The organism is Burkholderia sp. ABCPW 11, from assembly GCF_001523445.1.
In the GTDB taxonomy this organism is placed as follows: domain Bacteria; phylum Pseudomonadota; class Gammaproteobacteria; order Burkholderiales; family Burkholderiaceae; genus Burkholderia.
This window is the reverse complement of the sequence record NZ_LOVM01000037.1, coordinates 66,800-85,516: the sequence shown is the minus strand read 5'-3', so window position 1 is coordinate 85,516 and position 18,717 is coordinate 66,800. Positions and strand designations below refer to the sequence as shown.

Annotated in this window: 17 protein-coding genes; 9 read left to right on the top strand and 8 right to left on the bottom strand. The window is 68.6% G+C overall.

The window, feature by feature from the left end; translation table 11 throughout:
- Positions 1-130: 130 nt before the first annotated feature.
- The 5 genes from pncB (at position 131) to rmuC (ending at position 6,097) form a co-directional block, all read left to right on the top strand.
- Positions 131-1,330, top strand: coding sequence for a nicotinate phosphoribosyltransferase (pncB, locus tag WS61_RS16740; RefSeq protein ID WP_034206754.1), 1,200 nt, complete (start codon positions 131-133; stop codon positions 1,328-1,330).
- An 86-nt stretch (positions 1,331-1,416) separates the two neighbouring features.
- A complete protein-coding gene (locus tag WS61_RS16735) occupies positions 1,417-2,079 on the top strand; it encodes a lactate utilization protein C (protein WP_059501618.1) in 663 nt (220 codons plus the stop codon).
- Positions 2,080-2,122: 43 nt separating this feature from the next.
- A complete protein-coding gene (locus WS61_RS16730) occupies positions 2,123-3,553 on the top strand; it encodes a sodium:proton antiporter (RefSeq protein WP_059501616.1) in 1,431 nt (476 codons plus the stop codon).
- 79 nt (positions 3,554-3,632) lie between these two features.
- Entirely contained in the window at positions 3,633-4,622 is a 990-nt protein-coding gene (locus WS61_RS16725; protein ID WP_059501719.1) for a D-glycerate dehydrogenase, read from the top strand.
- Positions 4,619-6,097 carry a DNA recombination protein RmuC gene (gene rmuC / locus WS61_RS16720; protein WP_059501614.1) on the top strand — a complete coding sequence of 493 codons (1,479 nt, stop codon included), beginning with the start codon at positions 4,619-4,621 and terminating at the stop codon, positions 6,095-6,097. The genes WS61_RS16725 and rmuC overlap by 4 nt, the downstream gene beginning before the upstream one ends.
- 111 nt (positions 6,098-6,208) lie before the next feature.
- Here the strand turns inward: rmuC and WS61_RS16715 are convergent, their stop codons facing one another.
- The 6 genes from WS61_RS16715 to WS61_RS16690 all read right to left on the bottom strand — a co-directional run bounded on the left by WS61_RS16715 (position 6,209) and on the right by WS61_RS16690 (position 13,427).
- Positions 6,209-6,694, bottom strand: a complete 486-nt coding sequence (locus WS61_RS16715) for a GNAT family N-acetyltransferase (RefSeq protein WP_059501611.1) — start codon at positions 6,692-6,694, stop codon at positions 6,209-6,211.
- Positions 6,691-6,966, bottom strand: coding sequence for a hypothetical protein (locus tag WS61_RS16710; protein ID WP_006476519.1), 276 nt, complete (start codon positions 6,964-6,966; stop codon positions 6,691-6,693). Before WS61_RS16710 ends, WS61_RS16715 begins: the two co-directional genes overlap by 4 nt.
- Positions 6,967-7,003: 37 nt before the next feature.
- The gene (glp, locus tag WS61_RS16705) at positions 7,004-8,302 is read right to left on the bottom strand and encodes a gephyrin-like molybdotransferase Glp (RefSeq protein ID WP_059501609.1); all 1,299 of its coding nucleotides are present in this window, start codon (positions 8,300-8,302) and stop codon (positions 7,004-7,006) included.
- 110 nt (positions 8,303-8,412) lie between these two features.
- Positions 8,413-9,036 (bottom strand): molybdenum cofactor guanylyltransferase MobA, encoded by a 624-nt coding sequence (gene mobA / locus WS61_RS16700; RefSeq protein ID WP_059501607.1) that lies wholly within the window; start codon positions 9,034-9,036, stop codon positions 8,413-8,415.
- 28 nt (positions 9,037-9,064) lie between these two features.
- Positions 9,065-10,177, bottom strand: a complete 1,113-nt coding sequence (gene moaA, locus WS61_RS16695) for a GTP 3',8-cyclase MoaA (RefSeq protein WP_059501605.1) — start codon at positions 10,175-10,177, stop codon at positions 9,065-9,067.
- 130 nt (positions 10,178-10,307) lie between these two features.
- Positions 10,308-13,427: an Rne/Rng family ribonuclease gene (locus WS61_RS16690; protein WP_059501604.1), complete on the bottom strand. Its 3,120-nt coding sequence runs from the start codon at positions 13,425-13,427 to the stop codon at positions 10,308-10,310.
- Between the two features lie 719 nt (positions 13,428-14,146).
- On the opposite strand from WS61_RS16690, the gene WS61_RS16685 reads away from it, so the two are divergent.
- The 4 genes from WS61_RS16685 to WS61_RS16670 are packed head-to-tail and all read left to right on the top strand — an operon-like array spanning position 14,147 to position 17,219.
- The gene (locus WS61_RS16685; RefSeq protein ID WP_034206763.1) at positions 14,147-15,151 is read left to right on the top strand and encodes an RluA family pseudouridine synthase; all 1,005 of its coding nucleotides are present in this window, start codon (positions 14,147-14,149) and stop codon (positions 15,149-15,151) included.
- 5 nt (positions 15,152-15,156) lie between these two features.
- Positions 15,157-15,816: an HAD-IA family hydrolase gene (locus WS61_RS16680; protein WP_059501602.1), complete on the top strand. Its 660-nt coding sequence runs from the start codon at positions 15,157-15,159 to the stop codon at positions 15,814-15,816.
- Positions 15,813-16,214, top strand: coding sequence for a Rieske 2Fe-2S domain-containing protein (locus tag WS61_RS16675; protein ID WP_059501717.1), 402 nt, complete (start codon positions 15,813-15,815; stop codon positions 16,212-16,214). Before WS61_RS16680 ends, WS61_RS16675 begins: the two co-directional genes overlap by 4 nt.
- A 12-nt stretch (positions 16,215-16,226) precedes the next feature.
- Positions 16,227-17,219, top strand: coding sequence for a S49 family peptidase (locus WS61_RS16670; protein ID WP_059501600.1), 993 nt, complete (start codon positions 16,227-16,229; stop codon positions 17,217-17,219).
- A gap of 69 nt (positions 17,220-17,288) precedes the next feature.
- Here the strand turns inward: WS61_RS16670 and WS61_RS16665 are convergent, their stop codons facing one another.
- Together WS61_RS16665 and WS61_RS16660 are read right to left on the bottom strand one after the other, a co-directional pair.
- A complete protein-coding gene (locus tag WS61_RS16665) occupies positions 17,289-18,011 on the bottom strand; it encodes an SAM-dependent methyltransferase (protein ID WP_059501598.1) in 723 nt (240 codons plus the stop codon).
- Complete coding sequence (locus WS61_RS16660; protein ID WP_059501596.1) at positions 18,008-18,640, bottom strand: Maf-like protein; 633 nt, start codon at positions 18,638-18,640, stop codon at positions 18,008-18,010. Before WS61_RS16660 ends, WS61_RS16665 begins: the two co-directional genes overlap by 4 nt.
- Between the last annotated feature and the right edge of the window lie 77 nt (positions 18,641-18,717).

The following is an 18,717-nucleotide window of genomic DNA, read 5'->3' as shown; positions in this document are numbered from 1 at the left end:
GGCACGAGCGCGATGCGGCGTGGCGGGGGCGGTTTCGCGATGGTCCGGCACGCATTCGGGTAACATGGTCGACAGACCGGGCGGCGCGCGGTGCGTCGGGGCCGGTCACGCTATTGGCGCTGCCGTCATCATGATCATCACTTCGCTGCTCGACACGGATCTCTACAAGTTCACGATGATGCAGGTCGTCCTGCATCACTTTCCCGCTGCAAACGTCGAATACCGTTTCCGGTGCCGTACGCCCGGCGTCGATCTCGTGCCGTACATCGACGAGATTCGCGACGAGGTGCGCGGCCTGTGCTCGCTGCGCTTTTCCGACGTCGAACTCGACTATCTGCGGCGGATGCGCTTCATCAAGAGCGACTTCGTCGACTTCCTCGCGCTGTTCCACCTGAACGAGAAGTACATCTCGATCACGCCGTCGCCGAAAGGCAACGGCGAGATCGACATCGTGATCGAGGGGCCGTGGCTGCATACGATCCTGTTCGAGATCCCGGTGCTCGCGATCGTCAACGAAGTCTATTTCCGCAACACGCAGCGCGAGCCCGACTATCGCGAAGGCCGCGAACGGCTGCGCGAGAAGATCAAGCTGCTCGGCGCGAAGCCCGAATTCGCCGACTGCAAGATCGCCGACTACGGCACGCGCCGGCGCTTCTCGAAGGTCTGGCACGAGGAAGTCGCGCTCACGCTGCGCGACGGGCTCGGCCCGCAGTTCGCGGGCACCAGCAACGTGCTGTACGCGATGAAGCACGGCATCACGCCGCTCGGCACGATGGCGCACGAATACCTGCAGGCGTGCCAGGCGCTCGGCCCGCGGTTGCGCGATTCGCAGATCTACGGCTTCGAGATGTGGGCGAAGGAGTATCGCGGCGACCTCGGGATCGCGCTGTCGGACGTCTACGGCATGGACGCGTTCCTGAACGACTTCGACATGTACTTCTGCAAGCTGTTCGACGGCGCGCGCCACGATTCGGGCGATCCGTTCGACTGGGGCGAGCGGATGCTGCGTCATTACGAGGCGAACCGGTGCGACCCGCGCACCAAGGTGCTCGTGTTCTCGGACGCGCTCGACATTCCGAAGGTCATGCAGCTGTACGAACGGTTCCGCGGCCGCTGCAAGCTTGCGTTCGGCGTCGGCACCAACCTCACCAACGATCTCGGCTACGTGCCGCTGCAGATCGTGATCAAGATGGTTCGCTGCAACGGCCAGCCGGTCGCGAAGCTGTCGGATTCGCCGGGCAAGAGCATGTGCGACGACAAGGCGTATCTCGCGTACCTGCGCCAGGTGTTCGGCATCGCGCAGCCGGTCGAGGAAGACGCGTCGAAGTAGGCGCCGGCCGTTCGGCCGAAGGTGTGTCGCAGCAGGGGTGGCCGGTATAATCCGACGTATTGCACGCAACGTCACGAGGACCGTTCATGGACACTTCCGCTGCCCGTCGCCAGATCCTCGCGCGCATCCGCGCGGCGCAGGGGCGCGCGGCCGAACCCGATGCAGCGGAGCGCGACGGCGTCGCCGACTACCTTGCCCGTCATCCGCAAGGCCCGCGCCCGCCGGTGCCGGCCGACCTCGTCGCCGCTTTCGTCGACGAAGCGCAGCGCCTGTCGACCACGGTCGACGAAGTCGCGACGCTGGCCGACGTGCCTGCCGCCGCCGCCCGCTATCTTGCCGCTCACGGCCTGCCGGCTCAGGCCATCGCATGGCGCACGCTGGCCGATCTCGACTGGGCCGCCGCCGGCCTGTCGGTCGAGTGCCGCAAGCCGCGTGACGGCGATCTCGTCGGCCTGACAGGCTGCTTTTGCGCGACCGCCGAAACGGGGTCGCTGGTATTGCTGTCCGGCCCCGACACTTACGCATCGGCTGGCCTGCTGCCGGAAACCCACATCGCGATCGTGCCGGCGTCGCGCATCGTCGCCGGTCATGAAGACGCGTTCGCGCTGATTCGCGCGGAGCGCGGCGAACTGCCGCGCGCGGTCAATTTCGTGTCGGGCCCGTCGCGCACCGGCGACATCGAGCAAACAATCATTCTGGGTGCACACGGTCCGTACCGCGTGCACGCGATCGTCGTACGGGGCGCATGACGCGCCCGCTGCCTTCACCCTTACTCGAACAAGGAAGTTTCGCATGAAACGACATGCCGCCTGGGCGGGCATGGCGTCGGGAATCGCGCTTGGCGCCGCTCCCGCGCTCGCATCGGCCGCCACGCTCGACGGTTCCACGCTGTCGGCGCTCTGGGGGATCCCATTCGCCGGGATCCTGCTGTCCATCGCGCTGTTTCCGCTCGTCGCCCCCGTGTTCTGGCATCACCACTTCGGCAAGATCGCCGCCGGCTGGGCGATCGTGTTCCTCGCGCCGTTCGCGGTCGCGTTCGGCGCCGGCACCGCGTTCGGCACGCTCGTGCATGCGCTGCTCGAGGAATACATTCCGTTCATCGTGCTGCTCACCGCGCTCTATACGGTCGCGGGCGGCATCTGCGTGAACGGCAATCTGCATGGTTCGCCGAAGCTGAATACCGCGATCCTCGCGCTCGGCACGCTGCTCGCGAGCGTGATGGGCACGACGGGCGCCGCGATGCTGCTGATCCGGCCGCTCCTGCGCGCCAACGACAACCGCAAGCATGTCGTGCACGTCGTGATCTTCTTCATCTTCCTCGTCGCGAACGCGGGCGGCTCGCTGTCGCCGCTCGGCGATCCGCCGCTGTTCCTCGGCTTCCTGAACGGCGTGAGCTTCTTCTGGACGACCACGCATCTCGCGCTGCCGATGCTGTTCATCTGCGTGGTGCTGCTGACGCTGTTCTTCGCGCTCGATACGTACTTCTACCGGAAGGGCGGCGAGGAGCGGCCGGCCGCGCTCGATCCGACGCCCGACGGTGCGGCGCTGTCGATCGACGGCAAGATCAACTTCGTGCTGCTGGCGGCCGTGATCGCGCTCGTGCTGATGAGCGGCGTGTGGAAGCCGGGCATCTCGTTCGACGTGTGGGGCACGCACGTCGCGTTGCAGAATCTCGTACGCGACGTCGCGCTCGTGGCGGTGACGCTCGTGTCGCTCGCGCTGACGCCGCGTTCCGCGCGCGCGGGCAACGCGTTCAACTGGGCGCCGATCGAGGAGGTCGCGAAGCTGTTCGCCGGCATCTTCGTGACGATCGCGCCGGTGATCGTGATCCTGCGCGCGGGGGCGGACGGCGCGTTCGCGCAGATCGTCCATCTCGTCACGGGGCCCGACGGCAAGCCGATCGATGCGATGTACTTCTGGGCGACGGGCATCCTGTCGTCGTTCCTCGACAATGCGCCGACCTATCTCGTGTTCTTCAACCTCGCGGGCGGCGATGCGCAGACGCTGATGACGACCGGCGCATCGACGCTCGCTGCGATTTCCGCCGGCGCGGTGTTCATGGGCGCGAACAGCTATATCGGCAACGCGCCGAACTTCATGGTGAAGGCGATCGCCGAATCGCGCGGCGTGAAGATGCCGAGTTTCTTTGCGTACCTCGGCTGGGCGCTCGTCGTGCTGATACCGGTATTCCTGCTGACGTCGTGGCTTTTCTTCCCGGCGTAAGCTGACGATTTTCAACCCCGAGCGGGCGGTCCCGGCGGCGCACGGCGCTACGACCCGTCCGCGGCATGCGGAGATGGCGATGCAGAAGATCCTGGTCGCGCGTCCGATCTTTCCGGACGTGATCGAACGGCTCGAGCAGTATTTCGAAGTCGACTGGAACGACGGCGACGTGCTCACGCCCGACGCGCTCGCCGCGCGTCTGGCCGACAAGGACGGCGCGCTGACGGCCGGCGACCCGGTCGGCGCGGCGACGCTCGCGGCCGCGCCGCGCCTGCGCGTCGTGGCGAACATGGCGGTCGGCTACAACAACTTCGACATGGCCGCGTTCAACGCCGCGAACGTGCTCGGCACCAACACGCCCGACGTGCTGAACGAGTCGACCGCCGATTTCGGCTGGGCGCTGATGATGGCCGCCGCGCGTCGGATCGCCGAATCCGAACACTGGCTGCGCGCCGGTCACTGGCAGAAGTGGGCGTACGACGGCTTCCTGGGTGCCGACATCTACGGCTCGACGCTCGGCGTCATCGGGATGGGCCGCATCGGCCAGGCGCTCGCGCGCCGCGCGCGCGGCTTCGGGATGCAGGTGATCTATCACAACCGGTCGCGGGTCGCGCCCGAGATCGAAGCCGAGCTCGATGCCGAATACGTGTCGAAGGATGCGCTGCTCGCGCGCGCCGATCATGTCGTGCTCGTGCTGCCGTACACGAAAGAGAACCATCACACGATCGGTGCGGCCGAGCTCGCGAAGATGAAACCCACGGCGACGCTGACCAACATCGCGCGCGGCGGGATCGTCGACGATGCGGCGCTGGCCGCCGCGTTGCGCGACGGGACGATCGCCGCGGCCGGCCTCGACGTGTACGAGGGCGAGCCGAGCGTGCATCCGGCGCTGCTCGAAGTGCCGAACGTCGTGCTGACGCCGCATATCGCGAGCGCGACCGAAAAGACACGCCGCGCGATGGCGAATCTCGCCGCCGACAACCTGATCGCCGCGCTGGGCGAGGGGCCGCGTGCGGGGCAGCCGCCGAATCCGATCAACCCTGACGTGATCGGGAAGCCGCGCGCATGACGATGACGTTGTTGCTTGCGGCGGTCGTCGTGCTGGCCGTCGCGCTCGCGGTGGCGATCGTCGCGCTCGTGCGCGGCGGCGGCCGCCACGACGACGCGGCCGTGCTCGGCGACCGGATCGAGGATGCCGCGCATGCGCAGGCGCGCGCAGTCGAGCGACTCGAACGCGAATTACGCGGCGAGATCGTCGAAAATGCGCGCGGGTCGCGTACCGAGCTGGCTGGCAGCTTTGCCCAGTTGCAGCAGACGCTCGCCGCGCAACTGACGAGCGTGGCGACCGTGCAGAACAGCCAGATCGAGGGGTTCGCGCAGCAGCTCGGCAAGCTCGTCGCCGGCAATGCACAGCAGTTCGATGCGATGCGCGAGAGCGTGCAGCGCCAGGCCCAGCAGGCGCGCGACGAACAGACGGGCGCGCTGCGGCTGTTCGGCGACACGTTGAACCGGCAGCTCACGCAACTGACCGAGGCGAACGACCGCCGGATCGGCGAAGTGCGTGCGACGCTCGAACAGCGGCTGAAGGAAATCGAGACGAACAACGCGGCGAAGCTCGAGGAGATGCGCCGCACCGTCGACGAGAAGCTGCACGCGACGCTCGAGCAGCGGCTCGGCGAATCGTTCAAGCTCGTGTCGGACCGGCTCGAACAGGTGCATCGCGGGCTCGGCGAGATGCAGACGCTCGCGGCCGGCGTCGGCGACCTGAAGAAGGTACTGACCAACGTGAAGACGCGCGGCACCTGGGGCGAAGTGCAGCTCGAGGCGCTGCTGGAACAGATGCTGACGCCCGACCAGTACGCGAAGAACGTCGCGACGGTGCCGAAGAGTACCGAGCGCGTGGAATTCGCGATCCGGCTGCCGGGCCGCGCTGCCGGCACGCGCGACGCGCCGCCGGTGTGGCTGCCGATCGACGCGAAATTCCCGCGCGAAGACTACGAGCGGTTGATCGACGCGCAGGAGCGCGCCGATGCGGTGGCCGTCGAGGAGGCGGCGCGTGCGCTCGAGGCGCGGGTGCGGATGGAAGCGCGCACGATCGCCGAGAAGTACGTCGCGCCGCCGCACACGACCGATTTCGCGCTGCTGTTCCTGCCGACCGAGGGGCTCTATGCGGAGATCCTGCGCCGCCCGGGGCTGACCGACCTGCTGCAGCGCGACTATCGTGTGACGGTCGCCGGGCCGACCACGCTCACCGCCCTGTTGAACAGCCTGCAGATGGGGTTCCGCACGCTCGCGATCGAGCAGCGCTCGAGCGAGGTGTGGCAGGTGCTCGGTGCGGTCAAGACGGAGTTCGGCAAGTTCGGCGACGTGCTCGCGCGCACGAAGGCGCAGCTCGAAACGGTCACGCGTTCGATCGAGTCTGCCGAGCAGCGCACGCGTGTGATGAGCCGCAAGCTGAAGCAGGTCGAGGCGCTGCCGGGCGATGCGGCGGCCGGCCTGCTCGGCGCGGAAGGGGCCGAAGGCGCCGATGCGGACGACGCGTGACGCGCGTTGGCGGCAACTGCCCTAGCATTCCTGAACCGTCCAACTTCTGGGGTTCAGTTCACGCGGCGCCCGTTTTCGTTGGCGGCGGTCGCCGGCGCGGCCGGCTCGCGCTCAATGCGCGGCGAGGGTGCCCAGCGCGTCGCCCGTCACGCGCACGATGCGCCACTCCGGCAGCACGGTTGCCCCCATTTTTTCGTAGAAATCGATCGCCGGCTGGTTCCAGTCGAGGACCGACCATTCGAAGCGCGCGCAACGGCGCTCGACGGCGAGTGCCGCGAGATGACGCAGCATCGCGGTGCCGAGGCCCGTGCCGCGCTGCGACGGCTGCACGTACAGATCCTCGAGATAGAGCCCGCGGCGGCCGAGGAACGTCGAATAGTTATGGAAGAACAGCGCATACGCGACGATCGCGCCGTCGCGCTCGGCCACCAGCGCTTCGGCAGCGGGGCGCTCGCCGAACAGCGCGTCGGCGAGATCGGCTTCGGCCGCGACGAACAGATGCGAGAGCTTCTCGAACTCGGCCAGCTCGCGCATCAGCGCGAGGATCGCGCCGATGTCGCGCGGGTCGGCCGCGCGGATCAGCGGCGTGCCGCTCACGCTTCCTCCGGCGGATCGGACAGCACGATCTCGATGCCGCCGAAGCGCGACGCGACCCAGTTGTACGCATGGCACGCGATCCACAGCAGCACGAAACCGAGGATCGCGTTCAGCAGCAGTGCGCTCAGGATCGTGCTCAACTCGACCATCCCGTAACGGATATACGCGACGAGAATGCCGAGCAGCACGATCGGCACGCTGAACGTCAGGTAGACGAGGATCAGCGCCTTTGCGGTCTGCCCCGCGGCGATCGACGAGATTTGTTTCTTCATGTGCGGATTGCCCCCGTAGTGATATACCGATTGGAATTCAGACCAGGCCGTCGAGCGGCAGGATGTCGACCGGGGCGCCCGCGTCGACTGCCGCGGTATCGTGGCCCAGGACGATGAAACAGTTGGCGGCCGCGAGACCGCTCAGCGACGCGGAGCTTTGCGATCCGGCCGGTGCGACGTGCCATTGGCCGTCGGCGGCGCGCGTCGCGATGCCGCGCAGGTATTCGGTGCGGCCGGGACGCGTCTTCAACGGCTGCGTACTGAGCGCCGTGTACATGGCCGGCGGCGGCGTCTGTGCGCCGGCCAGCGTCAGCAGTGCGGGGCGCACGATCGCGTAAAACGTCACGGCGGATGCGACCGGATTGCCGGGCAGCCCGAAGAACAGCGCGTGGCCGGCGCTGTCGCCCTCGCGTGCGAGCGTGCCGCACGCGAGCGGCCGGCCGGGCCGCAGCGCGAGACTGGCGAACGTCACGTCGCCGAGCCGCGCCATCACGTCGCGCGTGAAGTCGGCTTCGCCGACCGACACGCCGCCCGACGTGATGACCGCATCGGCCTGCGCGGCGATGGCGTCGCGCAATGCGGCCTCGAGCGCGGCCGGGTCGTCGCGGACGATTCCGAGATCGATCGCATCCACGTGCAGCCGTTCGAGCATCGCGATCAGCATCCCGCGATTGCTGTCGTACAGCGCGCCGCGGCCGAGCGGTTCGCCGGGCTCGCGCAGCTCGTCGCCGGTCGAGAACACGGCGACGCGCACACGCCGGCGCACCGTGACGTCGGTGACGCCGAACGACGCGAGCAGGCCGAGATCCGATGGCCGCAGGATACGGCCGGCGGCCAGCGCGCAGGCGCCGCGTGCGAGATCCTCGCCGGCCTTGCGGCAGTTCGCGCCGCGCGCGACGTCGCGCGCGGCGAAGCGAATCGTGTCGCCATCGACGCGTACGCGTTCCTGCGGAATCACCGTGTCGCATCCGGCCGGCATCGGCGCGCCCGTCATGATCCGCACGCAGGCATGGGCCGCCACGCCGCCGTCGAACGGATGGCCGGCGAACGCGGTGCCGGCGACCGTCATCGCGACCTCGCCCTGCGCCGATGCGAATGCTGCGCTGCTGCCGTCGAACGCATAGCCGTCCATTGCCGAGTTGTCGTACGCGGGAATGTCGAACGGTGCGCTCACGTCGGCCGCGAGCACGCGGTCGAGCGCATCGCGCAGCGTCACCGTGTCGTATGCGTCGACCGGCGCCGCGAAGCGGCACGCGAGCGCCTGTGCGTCGGCGAGCGACAGCGGGGCATCGGGGCCGGGTGCGGTTCGGGAAGTGGGCGAGGATTGCGTGATCATCAGTCGGACTGCGCCGCAAGGCGTATCGGGTTCGTGGCCGGTGGCGCGAGGAGGGTGCCTGGGCGCGGGTTTCGCGTGCGGCGGGCGCCGGGCGGGAACGGCGCGAGCCGTCAGCGGCGGGCTAGCGCGGCGAGTTCCTGCCAGGAGTTGGCATTGTAAAACGCACGCTCGTCGCGAAACTCGACTTCGACCGTCTTGTGGCGTGCGTACCACGCACGCACCTTGCGGTCGCCGGCCGCGAGCCGGGCGGCCAGGTCGTCGGCCAGCGACGTGCGCAGCAGTGCGAACGTCGGCTGCGGCGAGCGCATCTGCTGCGCGTCGACGGTAACCGCCATCGCGATGTCGGCCTGCTGCGCGTCGAGTGCCGCATGCAGCCGCGCGACGAGGTCGGCGGGCAGATAGGGCGTATCGCATGGCGAGCACGCGAGCAGCGGCGCGCGCGCCGCGCGCATGCCGGCAAGCAGGCCCGCGAGCGGCCCGGGGAAGTCGGAGGTTTCGTCGGCGACGATGCGCGCGTCGAACGGCGCACCGAGTTCGGCATAGCGATCGGCATGGCGATTCGCGCTGATCAGCGTCTCGTCGACCTGCGGCGACAGCCGGCGCAGCACGTGCAGCGCGAGCGGCGTACCGTCGAGCAGTTGCAGGCCCTTGTCGACGCCGTCCATGCGGGTCGCGCGCCCGCCTGCGAGCAGCAGGCCGGCGATCGACGGAGAGGCGGACGCGGGAGCGGACATCGGGCGCGGGCGGAAAGAGCGGCGTGCGTCAGCCGCCGATATACGACATTTCGACGCGCTTGCCGGCGCCTTCGGGCGCGGCGTCTGACGAGGCGCTGCCGCGCAGCTGCGAATAGCGGTCGGTGCGCGCCTGCCAGATGCGGGCGATCGCGGTCGCGATCTCGGCATCGCTTGCGCCGCCGCGCACGAGCGCACGCAGGTCGTGGCCGGTCGACGCGAACAGGCACAGGTACAACTTGCCTTCGGTCGACAGTCGCGCGCGCGTGCAGTCGCCGCAGAAGGCTTGCGTGACGCTCGAGATCACGCCGATCTCGCCGCTGCCGTCCGCATAGCCCCAGCGCTGCGCGGTTTCGGCCGCCGTGTGCGGCTCGAGCGGCACGAGCGGGAAGTGTTCGGCGATACGCGCGACGACGTCCGCCGACGGCAGCACTTCGGTCATGTTCCAGCCGTTCGACGTGCCGACGTCCATGTATTCGATGAAACGCAGGATCACGCCGGTGCCGCGGAACCGCTCGGCCATCGGCAGGATCTCGCCGTCGTTGGTGCCGCGCTTCACGACCATGTTGACCTTGACCGGCGCGAGGCCCGCGGCCTGCGCGGCGAAGATGCCGTCGAGCACGTCGGCGCTCGCGAACTCGGCATCGTTCATGCGCTTGAACAGCGTATCGTCGAGCGCATCGAGGCTGACCGTGACGCGTGTGAGCCCCGCGTCCTTCAGCGCGCGCGCCTTGCGGGCGAGCAGCGAGCCGTTGGTCGTCAGCGTCAGGTCGAGCGGGCGGCCGGCGTGCGTCGTCAGACGCGCGAGCCGCTCGATCAGGAATTCGAGGTTCTTGCGCAGCAGCGGCTCGCCGCCCGTGATGCGGATCTTCTCGACACCGTGTGCGACGAAGAGCCGCGCCACGCGCTCGATTTCCTCGTGCGTGAGCAGCGCGCTGTGCGGCAGGAACGGGTAGTCCTTGTCGAAGACCGCGCGCGGCATGCAGTACACGCAGCGGAAATTGCAGCGATCCGTCACCGAAATGCGCAGGTCGCGCAGCGGCCTGGCGAACGTGTCGGCCACCGTGCCGTCGGGGGCATGCGCGACGCCGGAGACGTCCGGCATCCCGCTGACGTTGGCGAGAGGAATGATGCGTCGGGACATGTTGGAAGAAGTGCAGACCAGACTGCTATTTTAGCCGCAACCGGCCGGCGGGTCCGGTGGGCGGAAACCCGCAGCGCGGACATGAAAAAGCCCGCCGAGGCGGGCTTTTCCTGGTCGTGCGATGCGCCGTTCAGTGGTGCGTCGTTTCGACCTGCTGCATCGGGGCCGTATCGACCGGCGGCAGCGCCTTGCGCTCGCGCGGCACGCGGGCCGGGCGCGGGAGTCGCGACGCGGCTTCCTGCGCGGCCGCGAACTTGTCGGCGTCCGTGTTCACCCAGACGAGACCGGCCTGCTCCAGCACGGCATCCAGGCTCGCCGAAGCGGGCGCGGCTGCCGGTTGCGCGGGAGCGGCAGCCGGTGTCGGGGCGGGAGCCGGTGCCGGTGCAGCGACGGCCTCGGCCGGTGCTGCCTCGACCGGCGCCTCGACCGCCACCGGAGCGGCTTCGGTCGCGACGGCCGGTGCGGCTGGCTCGATGGGCGCGGCTTGCGGCGCTTCGACAGCGGCCGGTGCGGCTGCCGGCACTTCGAACGCATCGGTCGGCGACACCGCGACCGGCGCCGGGCCGGCTTCCGGGACCGCCGGTGCGACCGGTGCCGGTTCGGCTGCCTCGACGGCGACGACAGGCTCGGCCGGCGCGGCCGGTGCCGCTTCGGCTGCCGGTGCCGGCTGCGCTTCGACGGCGGCCGGAGCGGCATGCTGCTCGGCGACGGCTTCCGCGGCGACCGCACTTGCAACGGCCGCGGCGACTGCCGGTGCGGCCGTGTGGGCCGGCTCGGCTGCGACCGGTGCGTTCGGCGTCACGGCTTGCGCTGCGACTTCGCCTTCGGCGCCTTGCTCGGCCTGGTCGACTGCGCCATCTTCCTCGCGCTCGCGACGACCGCCGCGGCGGCCGCGACGGCGACGGCGGCGTTCTTCGCCGTCACGTGCGCCAGCTTCCGCATCGGCTGCCGGTTCCGCGCCGGGCAGGGCTTCTGCGACGGCCTTGTCGGTTTCCGGTTCCGGGTGGTTTTCGCCGCGGGTGACGGTTTCGAGCGTGGCCGCATGCTGGGTCGGCTTACGGCGTTCGCCGCGCTCGCGACGCTCGCCGCGTTCCTGTCGCTCGCCACGGCCGGCTGCTTCGACGCCTTCCGGCTGTTCGACACGCTCGCGCGGTTCGCGGTTTTCACGCGGTTCGCGCGGTTCACGGCCTTCGCGCGGCTCGCGACCTTCGCGCGGGCCACGGCCCTCGCGACCCTCGCGGTTTTCCCGGCCTTCGCGCAGTTCACGACCCTCGCGCGGCTCACGGCCTTCACGCGGTTCGCGCACTTCCTTGCCTTCGCGTTCCTGGCGTTGCGGCTGGCCACGGCCCGCCGCTGCCTGATCGCGGCCGCCCTGCGCCTGCTGGGCGCCGCCGCGACGGTTGCGATTGCGATCGCCGCCGCGCTGCTCGGTCTTTTCGGTGCGCTCGCGAGCCGGACGGGCTGCCTGCTCCTTCGCCGGTGCCGGCGCGACCGGTGCGGGTGCCGGTGCCGGCGACACGCCGAACAGCCCTTTCAGCCAGCCGATGAAGCCACCGCTTGCCGCGGCGACGGGCGCCGCCGGGGCCGCAACGGGCTCGACCGGACGCTGCGGGGCCGGGCTCGGCGCCGGACGCTCGGGCGTGATGCCCTTCACCGCGGCTTCCTGCTTCGGCTTCACTTCGGCCGCACGCTTGCTGTAGCCGGTTTCCGACTCGAGCTCGCGGGCCGCTTCCTCGGCCATCTTCCAGGACGCGCGCGGATCGTCGAGGCGCGCGTCGTCGTGACGCAGGCGCTCGAGCTTGTAGTGCGGCGTATCGAGGTGCTTGTTCGGAATCAGCACGATGCCGACCTTGAAGCGCGACTCGATCTTGTTGATTTCCTGACGCTTTTCGTTCAGCAGGAAGGCGGTTACCTCGACCGGCACCTGGCAGTGGATCGCCGCGGTGTTTTCCTTCATCGCTTCTTCCTGAATGATCCGCAGGACCTGCAGCGCGGACGATTCGGTGTCGCGGATGTGGCCGGTGCCGTTGCAGCGCGGGCATGTGACGTGACTGCCTTCCGACAGCGCCGGACGCAGACGCTGGCGCGACAGTTCCATCAGGCCGAAGCGGGAGATCTTGCCCATCTGGACGCGCGCGCGGTCGTGCTTGAGCGCGTCCTTCAGGCGTTGCTCGACTTCACGCTGGCTCTTCGCCGATTCCATGTCGATGAAATCGATCACGATCAGGCCGCCGAGGTCGCGCAGGCGCAGCTGGCGGGCGACTTCGTCGGCCGCTTCGAGGTTCGTGCGGGTGGCCGTTTCCTCGATGTCCGCGCCCTTGGTCGCGCGCGCCGAGTTCACGTCGATCGCGACGAGCGCTTCGGTGTGGTCGATCACGATCGCGCCGCCGGACGGCAGCGGGACCGTGCGCGAGTACGCGGTTTCGATCTGGTGCTCGATCTGGAAGCGGGAGAACAGCGGCACGTCGTCGTGGTAGCGCTTCACTTTCGCGACGTTGTCCGGCATCACGATGTCCATGAATGCCCGGGCCTGATCGTGGATTTCATTCGTATCGATCAGGATTTCGCCGATATCCGGCTGGAAATAGTCGCGGATCGCGCGGATCACGAGGCTCGATTCCAGATAGATCAGCATCGGCTGGCCGGCGTTGCCGCTTTGCGATGCAGCCTCGATCGCGCGCCACAGTTGCAGCAGGTAGTTCAGGTCCCACTGCAGTTCCTCGGCGCTGCGGCCGATGCCCGCGGTACGGGCGATCATGCTCATGCCGTCCGGAATCTGCAGTTGCGCCATCGTTTCGCGCAGTTCCTGGCGCTCGTCGCCTTCGATCCGGCGCGACACGCCACCGCCGCGCGGGTTGTTCGGCATCAGCACGAGGTAACGGCCGGCGAGCGAGATGAAGGTGGTGAGGGCGGCGCCCTTGTTGCCACGCTCTTCCTTCTCGACCTGGACGATCAGTTCCTGGCCTTCGCGCAGGGCATCCTGAATGCGCGCGGAGCGCATGTCGATGCCGTCCTTGAAGTACTGGCGGGCGACTTCCTTGAACGGCAGGAAGCCGTGGCGGTCTTCGCCGTAGTTGACGAAGCACGCTTCGAGCGACGGCTCGATACGGGTGATGACACCTTTGTAGATATTGCCTTTGCGCTGTTCGCGCCCGGCGGTTTCGATGTCGATGTCGATGAGCTTTTGCCCATCGACGATGGCGACGCGCAGCTCCTCCTGCTGCGTCGCATTGAACAGCATGCGTTTCATGAACGGCTCCAGGCGGCTCCGCTGCCGGCGCCTCGCGGTTGTCAGGCGCGAGGGCGGGAACGACGGCAGGCCGCACCTTGTTGTGTTGTCACGAGCACGCTGGAGCGGGAACGCTGGCGGGGAGAATTGCCTGAAGAGGCGCTTGGGCCCGAAAGACGGGGCCGGCGGCCATAGGGCACCTGCGAATACGGCTTCAAAGCACGGCGTTCACACACCGCACGCTGCAAAAGCGCGCTAAGCCTGTCCGGGCATTGCCACGGGCGCGCACAATGCGTCGCGCGCGCCGACGGGCGGCAGATGCTGCGGCTTTGGCCGCAGCGGGGAGTATCGAATCCAGCCCGACTTTCCCGCTTGGGTGTACTTCCCTGGTTTGACGTCGCCAAGCCCCGCACGCTTCGCGGGGCCAAATCGGGCGCAACGCCGTAATTTTCGCAACCGGCAGCCTGCGGACGTACTTCGCGCCGCCGGGCTGCCGATCAAATTCTTTTCAACCAACTTTCCGTTACCGCGGCGCCTTGCCGACCGAATCCGCCTGTGGGCGCGATCCTTGCCGACGGGCGGCGCCGTGCGTGCAACTTGCTGCTTCTCTTTGATTGGGGGCGAGCAGCGGACCCCCGGCGCAAGTAAAATAGCAGTTTGCGCTTGCGCCTTGCCCAATTCAGCCGGGGCCGGCCGATCAGGCCACCCACAACGTCAGGCTGGGCAAAATTATATTCAGTATGAATGAGTTAGGCAAAATATCCCAGAATTCGGTCGCAAGCGGCCAGGTATCGACGATCGAGATCGACGAAAACTCGGCCGGTCAGCGGATCGACAATTTCCTGTTGCGCGTCTGTAAAGGCGTGCCGAAAAGCCATATTTACCGGATCCTGCGCAGCGGCGAAGTGCGCGTCAACAAGGGCCGGATCGACGCCCAGTACCGCCTGGCGCTCGGCGACCTCGTCCGCGTGCCGCCGGTGCGCGTGGCCGCGGCCGACCTCGCGCGCGCCGACACGCCCGTCGTGCCGCCCGCGAATTTCGACGTGCTGTACGAGGACGACGCGATGCTCGTCATCGACAAACCGGCCGGCGTCGCGGTCCACGGCGGCAGCGGCGTCGCGTTCGGCGTGATCGAGCAGATGCGTCAGGCGCGCCCGCGTGCGAAATTCCTCGAACTGGTGCACCGGCTCGACCGCGAGACGTCCGGGATCCTGATGCTCGCGAAGAAGCGCACGGCGCTCGTGGGCCTGCACGAGCAGATCCGCGAGAACCGGATGGACAAGCGCTACTTCGCGTGCGCGCACGGCGAATGGCAGCCCGACTGGGGCCGGCGCCGCGCAGTGAAGGCGCCGCTGTTCAAGTATTCGACCCCGGAAGGGGAGCGCCGCGTGCGCGTGCAGGACGACGGGCTGCCGTCGCATACGGTGTTCAACCTCGTCGACCGCTGGTCCGACTATGTGCTCGTCGAAGCGGAACTCAAAACGGGTCGGACCCATCAGATCCGGGTGCACCTCGCGCATCTCGGCCTGCCGATCGCCGGCGACGCCAAGTATGGCGATTTCGCACTGAACAAGGCGCTGGCGCGCGCGAATGCGCAGCCGTCGTTGAAACGGATGTTCCTGCATGCGCACCGGCTGCGGCTTGCTCATCCGCTGACCGGCGAGGCGCTGCAGTTCGACGCGCCGCTGCCGGCCGAATGCCGGCGCTTTCTCGACCAACTCAGCGCATTGCGCGATACCGCCTGAACCGCATGGCCCGACAGCAATTTGACCTGATCGTCTTCGACTGGGACGGTACGCTGATGGATTCGACTGCGCACATCGCGCACAGCATCCAGGCCGCGTGCCGCGATCTCGGCCTGCCCACGCCGTCCGACGAGGCTTCCCGCTACGTGATCGGCCTTGGCCTGCGCGATGCGCTGCGGATCGCGGCTCCGACCCTCGATCCGTCCGACTACGCGCGGCTGGCCGAGCGCTACCGCTACCACTATCTGCTCGACGACCAGCGCATCGAACTGTTCGCCGGCGTGCGCGAGCTGCTCGCCGAACTGCGCGACATGGGCTATCTGCTCGCCGTCGCGACCGGCAAGGGGCGGGTAGGGCTGAACCGCGTGCTCGACCAGTCGAAGCTGACGAGCTGGTTCGACGCGACGCGCTGCGCGGACGAGACGTTCTCGAAACCGCATCCGGCGATGCTGCACGAGTTGTCGCGGGAATTGGGGCAGGACCTGTCGCGCACCGTGATGATCGGCGACACCACGCACGACCTGCAAATGGCCGCCAGCGCCGGCGCGGCAGGCGTCGGGGTGTCGTACGGCGCGCACACGGCCGACGCGCTGGCGGCGCTCGCGCCGCGCTTCGTCGCGCCGGACGTCGGCGCGCTGGCCGCATGGCTGCGGGAGCACGCATGAGCGCGGCGCCGGACGCCGTGCGCGTGTGCGCATCGGACGCGCTGATCGACGGCGGCGCCGGCGTGCGCGTCGACGCGACGCTGCGCGGCGAGCCGGCCGTCGTGTTCTTCGTGCGCTACGACGGCCGCGCCTACGGCTACCTGAACCGCTGCGCGCATGTGCCGATGGAGCTCGACTGGGCCGAAGGGCAGTTCTTCGAGTCGTCGGGCCTCTATCTGATGTGCGCGACGCACGGCGCGATCTATGCGCCGGATACCGGCAAGTGCGTCGGCGGCCCGTGCCGCGGCGGCCGCCTGCGGCCGGTCGAGGTCGACGAGCGCGACACGCCCGACGGGCGTGCGGTATTCTGGGTGCCCGATGCCGATCTGCATCCTGCCACTCCCGCCACGACCGACTGACGACACCATTGCATGGCCGACCAACCAAATTCCCCGGATTCTTCCTCCCGTCCCGACGACCGTGAACCAGGCTGGGAGCGCGCGGCGCTCGAGCGGATCGCGCTCGCGGCCGTCAAGGAGCAGCGCGCGGCACGGCGCTGGAAGATCTTCTTCCGCTTCGCGTTTCTCGGCGTGTTCGTGCTGCTCGCGTTCGCGCTGATCGATTTCTCGAGCGATTCGAAGTTTTCGTCGAGCGGGCGGCATACGGCGCTCGTGACGATCGACGGCGAAATCGCGGCCGGCGTCAACGCGAACGCCGACGACATCAACACGGCGCTCGACGCCGCGTTCGACGACGACGGCACGGTCGGCGTCGTGCTGCGGATCAACAGCCCGGGCGGCAGCCCGGTGCAGGCCGGCATGGTCTACGACGAGATCCGGCGGTTGCGCGGCAAGTATCCGAGCAAGCCGCTGTACGTCGTCGTGACCGACATGTGCGCATCGGGCGGCTATTACATCGCGTCCGCGGCTGACAAGATCTTCGTCGACAAGGCGAGCATCGTCGGGTCGATCGGCGTGCTGATGGACGGGTTCGGCTTCACCGGGCTGATGGGCAAGCTCGGGGTCGAACGGCGCCTGCATACGTCGGGAGAAAACAAGGGCTTCTACGATCCGTTCTCGCCGGAAACGCCGAAGATGGATGCGCACGCGCAGGCGCTGCTCGATCAGGTGCATGCGCAGTTCATCAAGGCCGTGAAGGATGGCCGCGGCAAGCGGCTGCACGAGACGCCCGACATGTTCTCGGGCCTGTTCTGGACCGGCGAGAAGAGCGTCGAGCTCGGGCTCGCCGACGGCTACGGCACGACCGACACGGTCGCGCGCGACGTGCTGAAGGCGCCGGATCTGGTCGACTATACGGTGAAGGAAAGCCTGACGAATCGTGTCGCGCGCAAGTTCGGCGCGGCCGTCGGGGGCGCCGCGATGAAGGCGCTGACGGCCGGCGGCGCGTCGGTCAACCTGCGCTGACGGCCGCCGGCCGACGGCAGCAATCGGCGGGCCGCGATGGCCCGCCTTTCATTTTCATCGGTCGCGGCATCAGTTCGCGAGCAGCAGGAAGATCGCGGGGCGCTTGTGCAGATTCGGCGCGGGCGCCTTTTTCCAGTCCGCCACCGTGCGGCTCGCGATCGTCTCGGTCGCAAGGGTCAGATCGGCCGCCACGCAAATCTGCGTCGACGGCGCGCAGGTCGCGACCAGCGTGTCGAGCATCGCGTGATTGCGGTACGGCGTTTCGATGAAGATCTGCGTCTGGCGCGCCTTGCGCGACAGTTGCTCGAGTTCGCGCAGGCGCTTCGCGCGCGCGGCCGCATCGACCGGCAGGTAGCCGTTGAACGCGAAACTCTGGCCGTTCAGGCCCGACGCCATCAGTGCGAGCAGGATCGAACTCGGCCCGACGAGCGGCACGACCTTCACGCCGCGCTCGTGCGCGCGGCGCACCAGCAGCGCGCCGGGGTCGGCGACTGCCGGGCAGCCGGCCTCCGACACGAGGCCGGCGTCCGCGCCGGCCAGCACGGGCGCGAGCAGCCGGTCGACGGCGCCTGCCGGCGTATTCACGTTCAGCTCGCTGATCTCGATTTCCTGGATCGGGCGCGTCGTGCCGATCTTCTTCAGGAACGCGCGGGTCGTTTTCGCGTTTTCGCCGATGTAATAGCCGAGCGTGCCGGCGCGCGCCTGCACGGCCGCGGGCAGCACGGCGGCGAGCATCGATTCGTCGCCTTCGCCGAGCGTGTTGGGGACAAGATAAAGCGTGCCGGCGGTCATGCGCGGTCTCCTCGGGTGATGGCAAACAGCGGGTAGTCGGCGGCGCGCAGCATCCGCGTGAGGGCGATCAGCGGCAGGCCGACGAGCGCGGTCGGGTCGTCCGAGTCGATCGCGTCGAGCAGTGCGATGCCAAGCCCTTCGGATTTCGCGCTGCCGGCCACGTCGTACGGCGTTTCCGCGCGCAGGTAGGCGTCGAGTTCGGCTTCGGGCAGCGAACGGAAGCGCACGTGCGTGACGATGTCCTCGATCTGCGCGTCGTCCGTACGGCTGTCGTACAGGCAGAGCGCGCTGTGGAATTCGACTTCGCGGCCCTGCATCGACACGAGTTGCGCGAGCGCGCGCTCATGCGTGCCGGGCTTGCCGATCTGGAGCCCGTCGAAGGTCGCGACCTGGTCCGACCCGATCACGAGCACGCCGTCCGGCGCGTCGATCGTCGCGGCCACGGCGCGCGCCTTCGCGCCGGCGAGACGCAGCGCGGTCGCGGCCGGCGTTTCGCCGGCGAGCGGGGTTTCGTCGAGGTCGGGCGACACGACGTCGAACGGTACGCCGAGGCGCTCGAGGAGCGCGCGGCGGTAGCGGGAACTGGAGGCAAGAATCAGCCGCGGCGGGCGGCAAACGGTATCCGGCATGGTCGGTTGGATCGGTGAGTCGTCAGGTGTGGCGCGGCGTTGCGCGGACGCAAGCTTAAGTGATTGACCGCAAAAGG

Coding starts and splice junctions, on each gene's coding strand:
- WS61_RS16710 (WP_006476519.1), bottom strand. CDS start 6,966: ATGAAGAAACAAATCTCGTCGATCGCCGCGGGGCAGACCGCAAAGGCG.
- WS61_RS16665 (WP_059501598.1), bottom strand. CDS start 18,011: ATGACCGCCGGCACGCTTTATCTTGTCCCCAACACGCTCGGCGAAGGC.
- WS61_RS16685 (WP_034206763.1), top strand. CDS start 14,147: ATGAATGAGTTAGGCAAAATATCCCAGAATTCGGTCGCAAGCGGCCAG.
- WS61_RS16735 (WP_059501618.1), top strand. CDS start 1,417: ATGGACACTTCCGCTGCCCGTCGCCAGATCCTCGCGCGCATCCGCGCG.
- glp (WP_059501609.1), bottom strand. CDS start 8,302: ATGATCACGCAATCCTCGCCCACTTCCCGAACCGCACCCGGCCCCGAT.
- WS61_RS16660 (WP_059501596.1), bottom strand. CDS start 18,640: ATGCCGGATACCGTTTGCCGCCCGCCGCGGCTGATTCTTGCCTCCAGT.
- pncB (WP_034206754.1), top strand. CDS start 131: ATGATCATCACTTCGCTGCTCGACACGGATCTCTACAAGTTCACGATG.
- WS61_RS16690 (WP_059501604.1), bottom strand. CDS start 13,427: ATGAAACGCATGCTGTTCAATGCGACGCAGCAGGAGGAGCTGCGCGTC.
- moaA (WP_059501605.1), bottom strand. CDS start 10,177: ATGTCCCGACGCATCATTCCTCTCGCCAACGTCAGCGGGATGCCGGAC.
- mobA (WP_059501607.1), bottom strand. CDS start 9,036: ATGTCCGCTCCCGCGTCCGCCTCTCCGTCGATCGCCGGCCTGCTGCTC.
- WS61_RS16730 (WP_059501616.1), top strand. CDS start 2,123: ATGAAACGACATGCCGCCTGGGCGGGCATGGCGTCGGGAATCGCGCTT.
- WS61_RS16725 (WP_059501719.1), top strand. CDS start 3,633: ATGCAGAAGATCCTGGTCGCGCGTCCGATCTTTCCGGACGTGATCGAA.
- WS61_RS16670 (WP_059501600.1), top strand. CDS start 16,227: ATGGCCGACCAACCAAATTCCCCGGATTCTTCCTCCCGTCCCGACGAC.
- WS61_RS16675 (WP_059501717.1), top strand. CDS start 15,813: ATGAGCGCGGCGCCGGACGCCGTGCGCGTGTGCGCATCGGACGCGCTG.
- rmuC (WP_059501614.1), top strand. CDS start 4,619: ATGACGATGACGTTGTTGCTTGCGGCGGTCGTCGTGCTGGCCGTCGCG.
- WS61_RS16680 (WP_059501602.1), top strand. CDS start 15,157: ATGGCCCGACAGCAATTTGACCTGATCGTCTTCGACTGGGACGGTACG.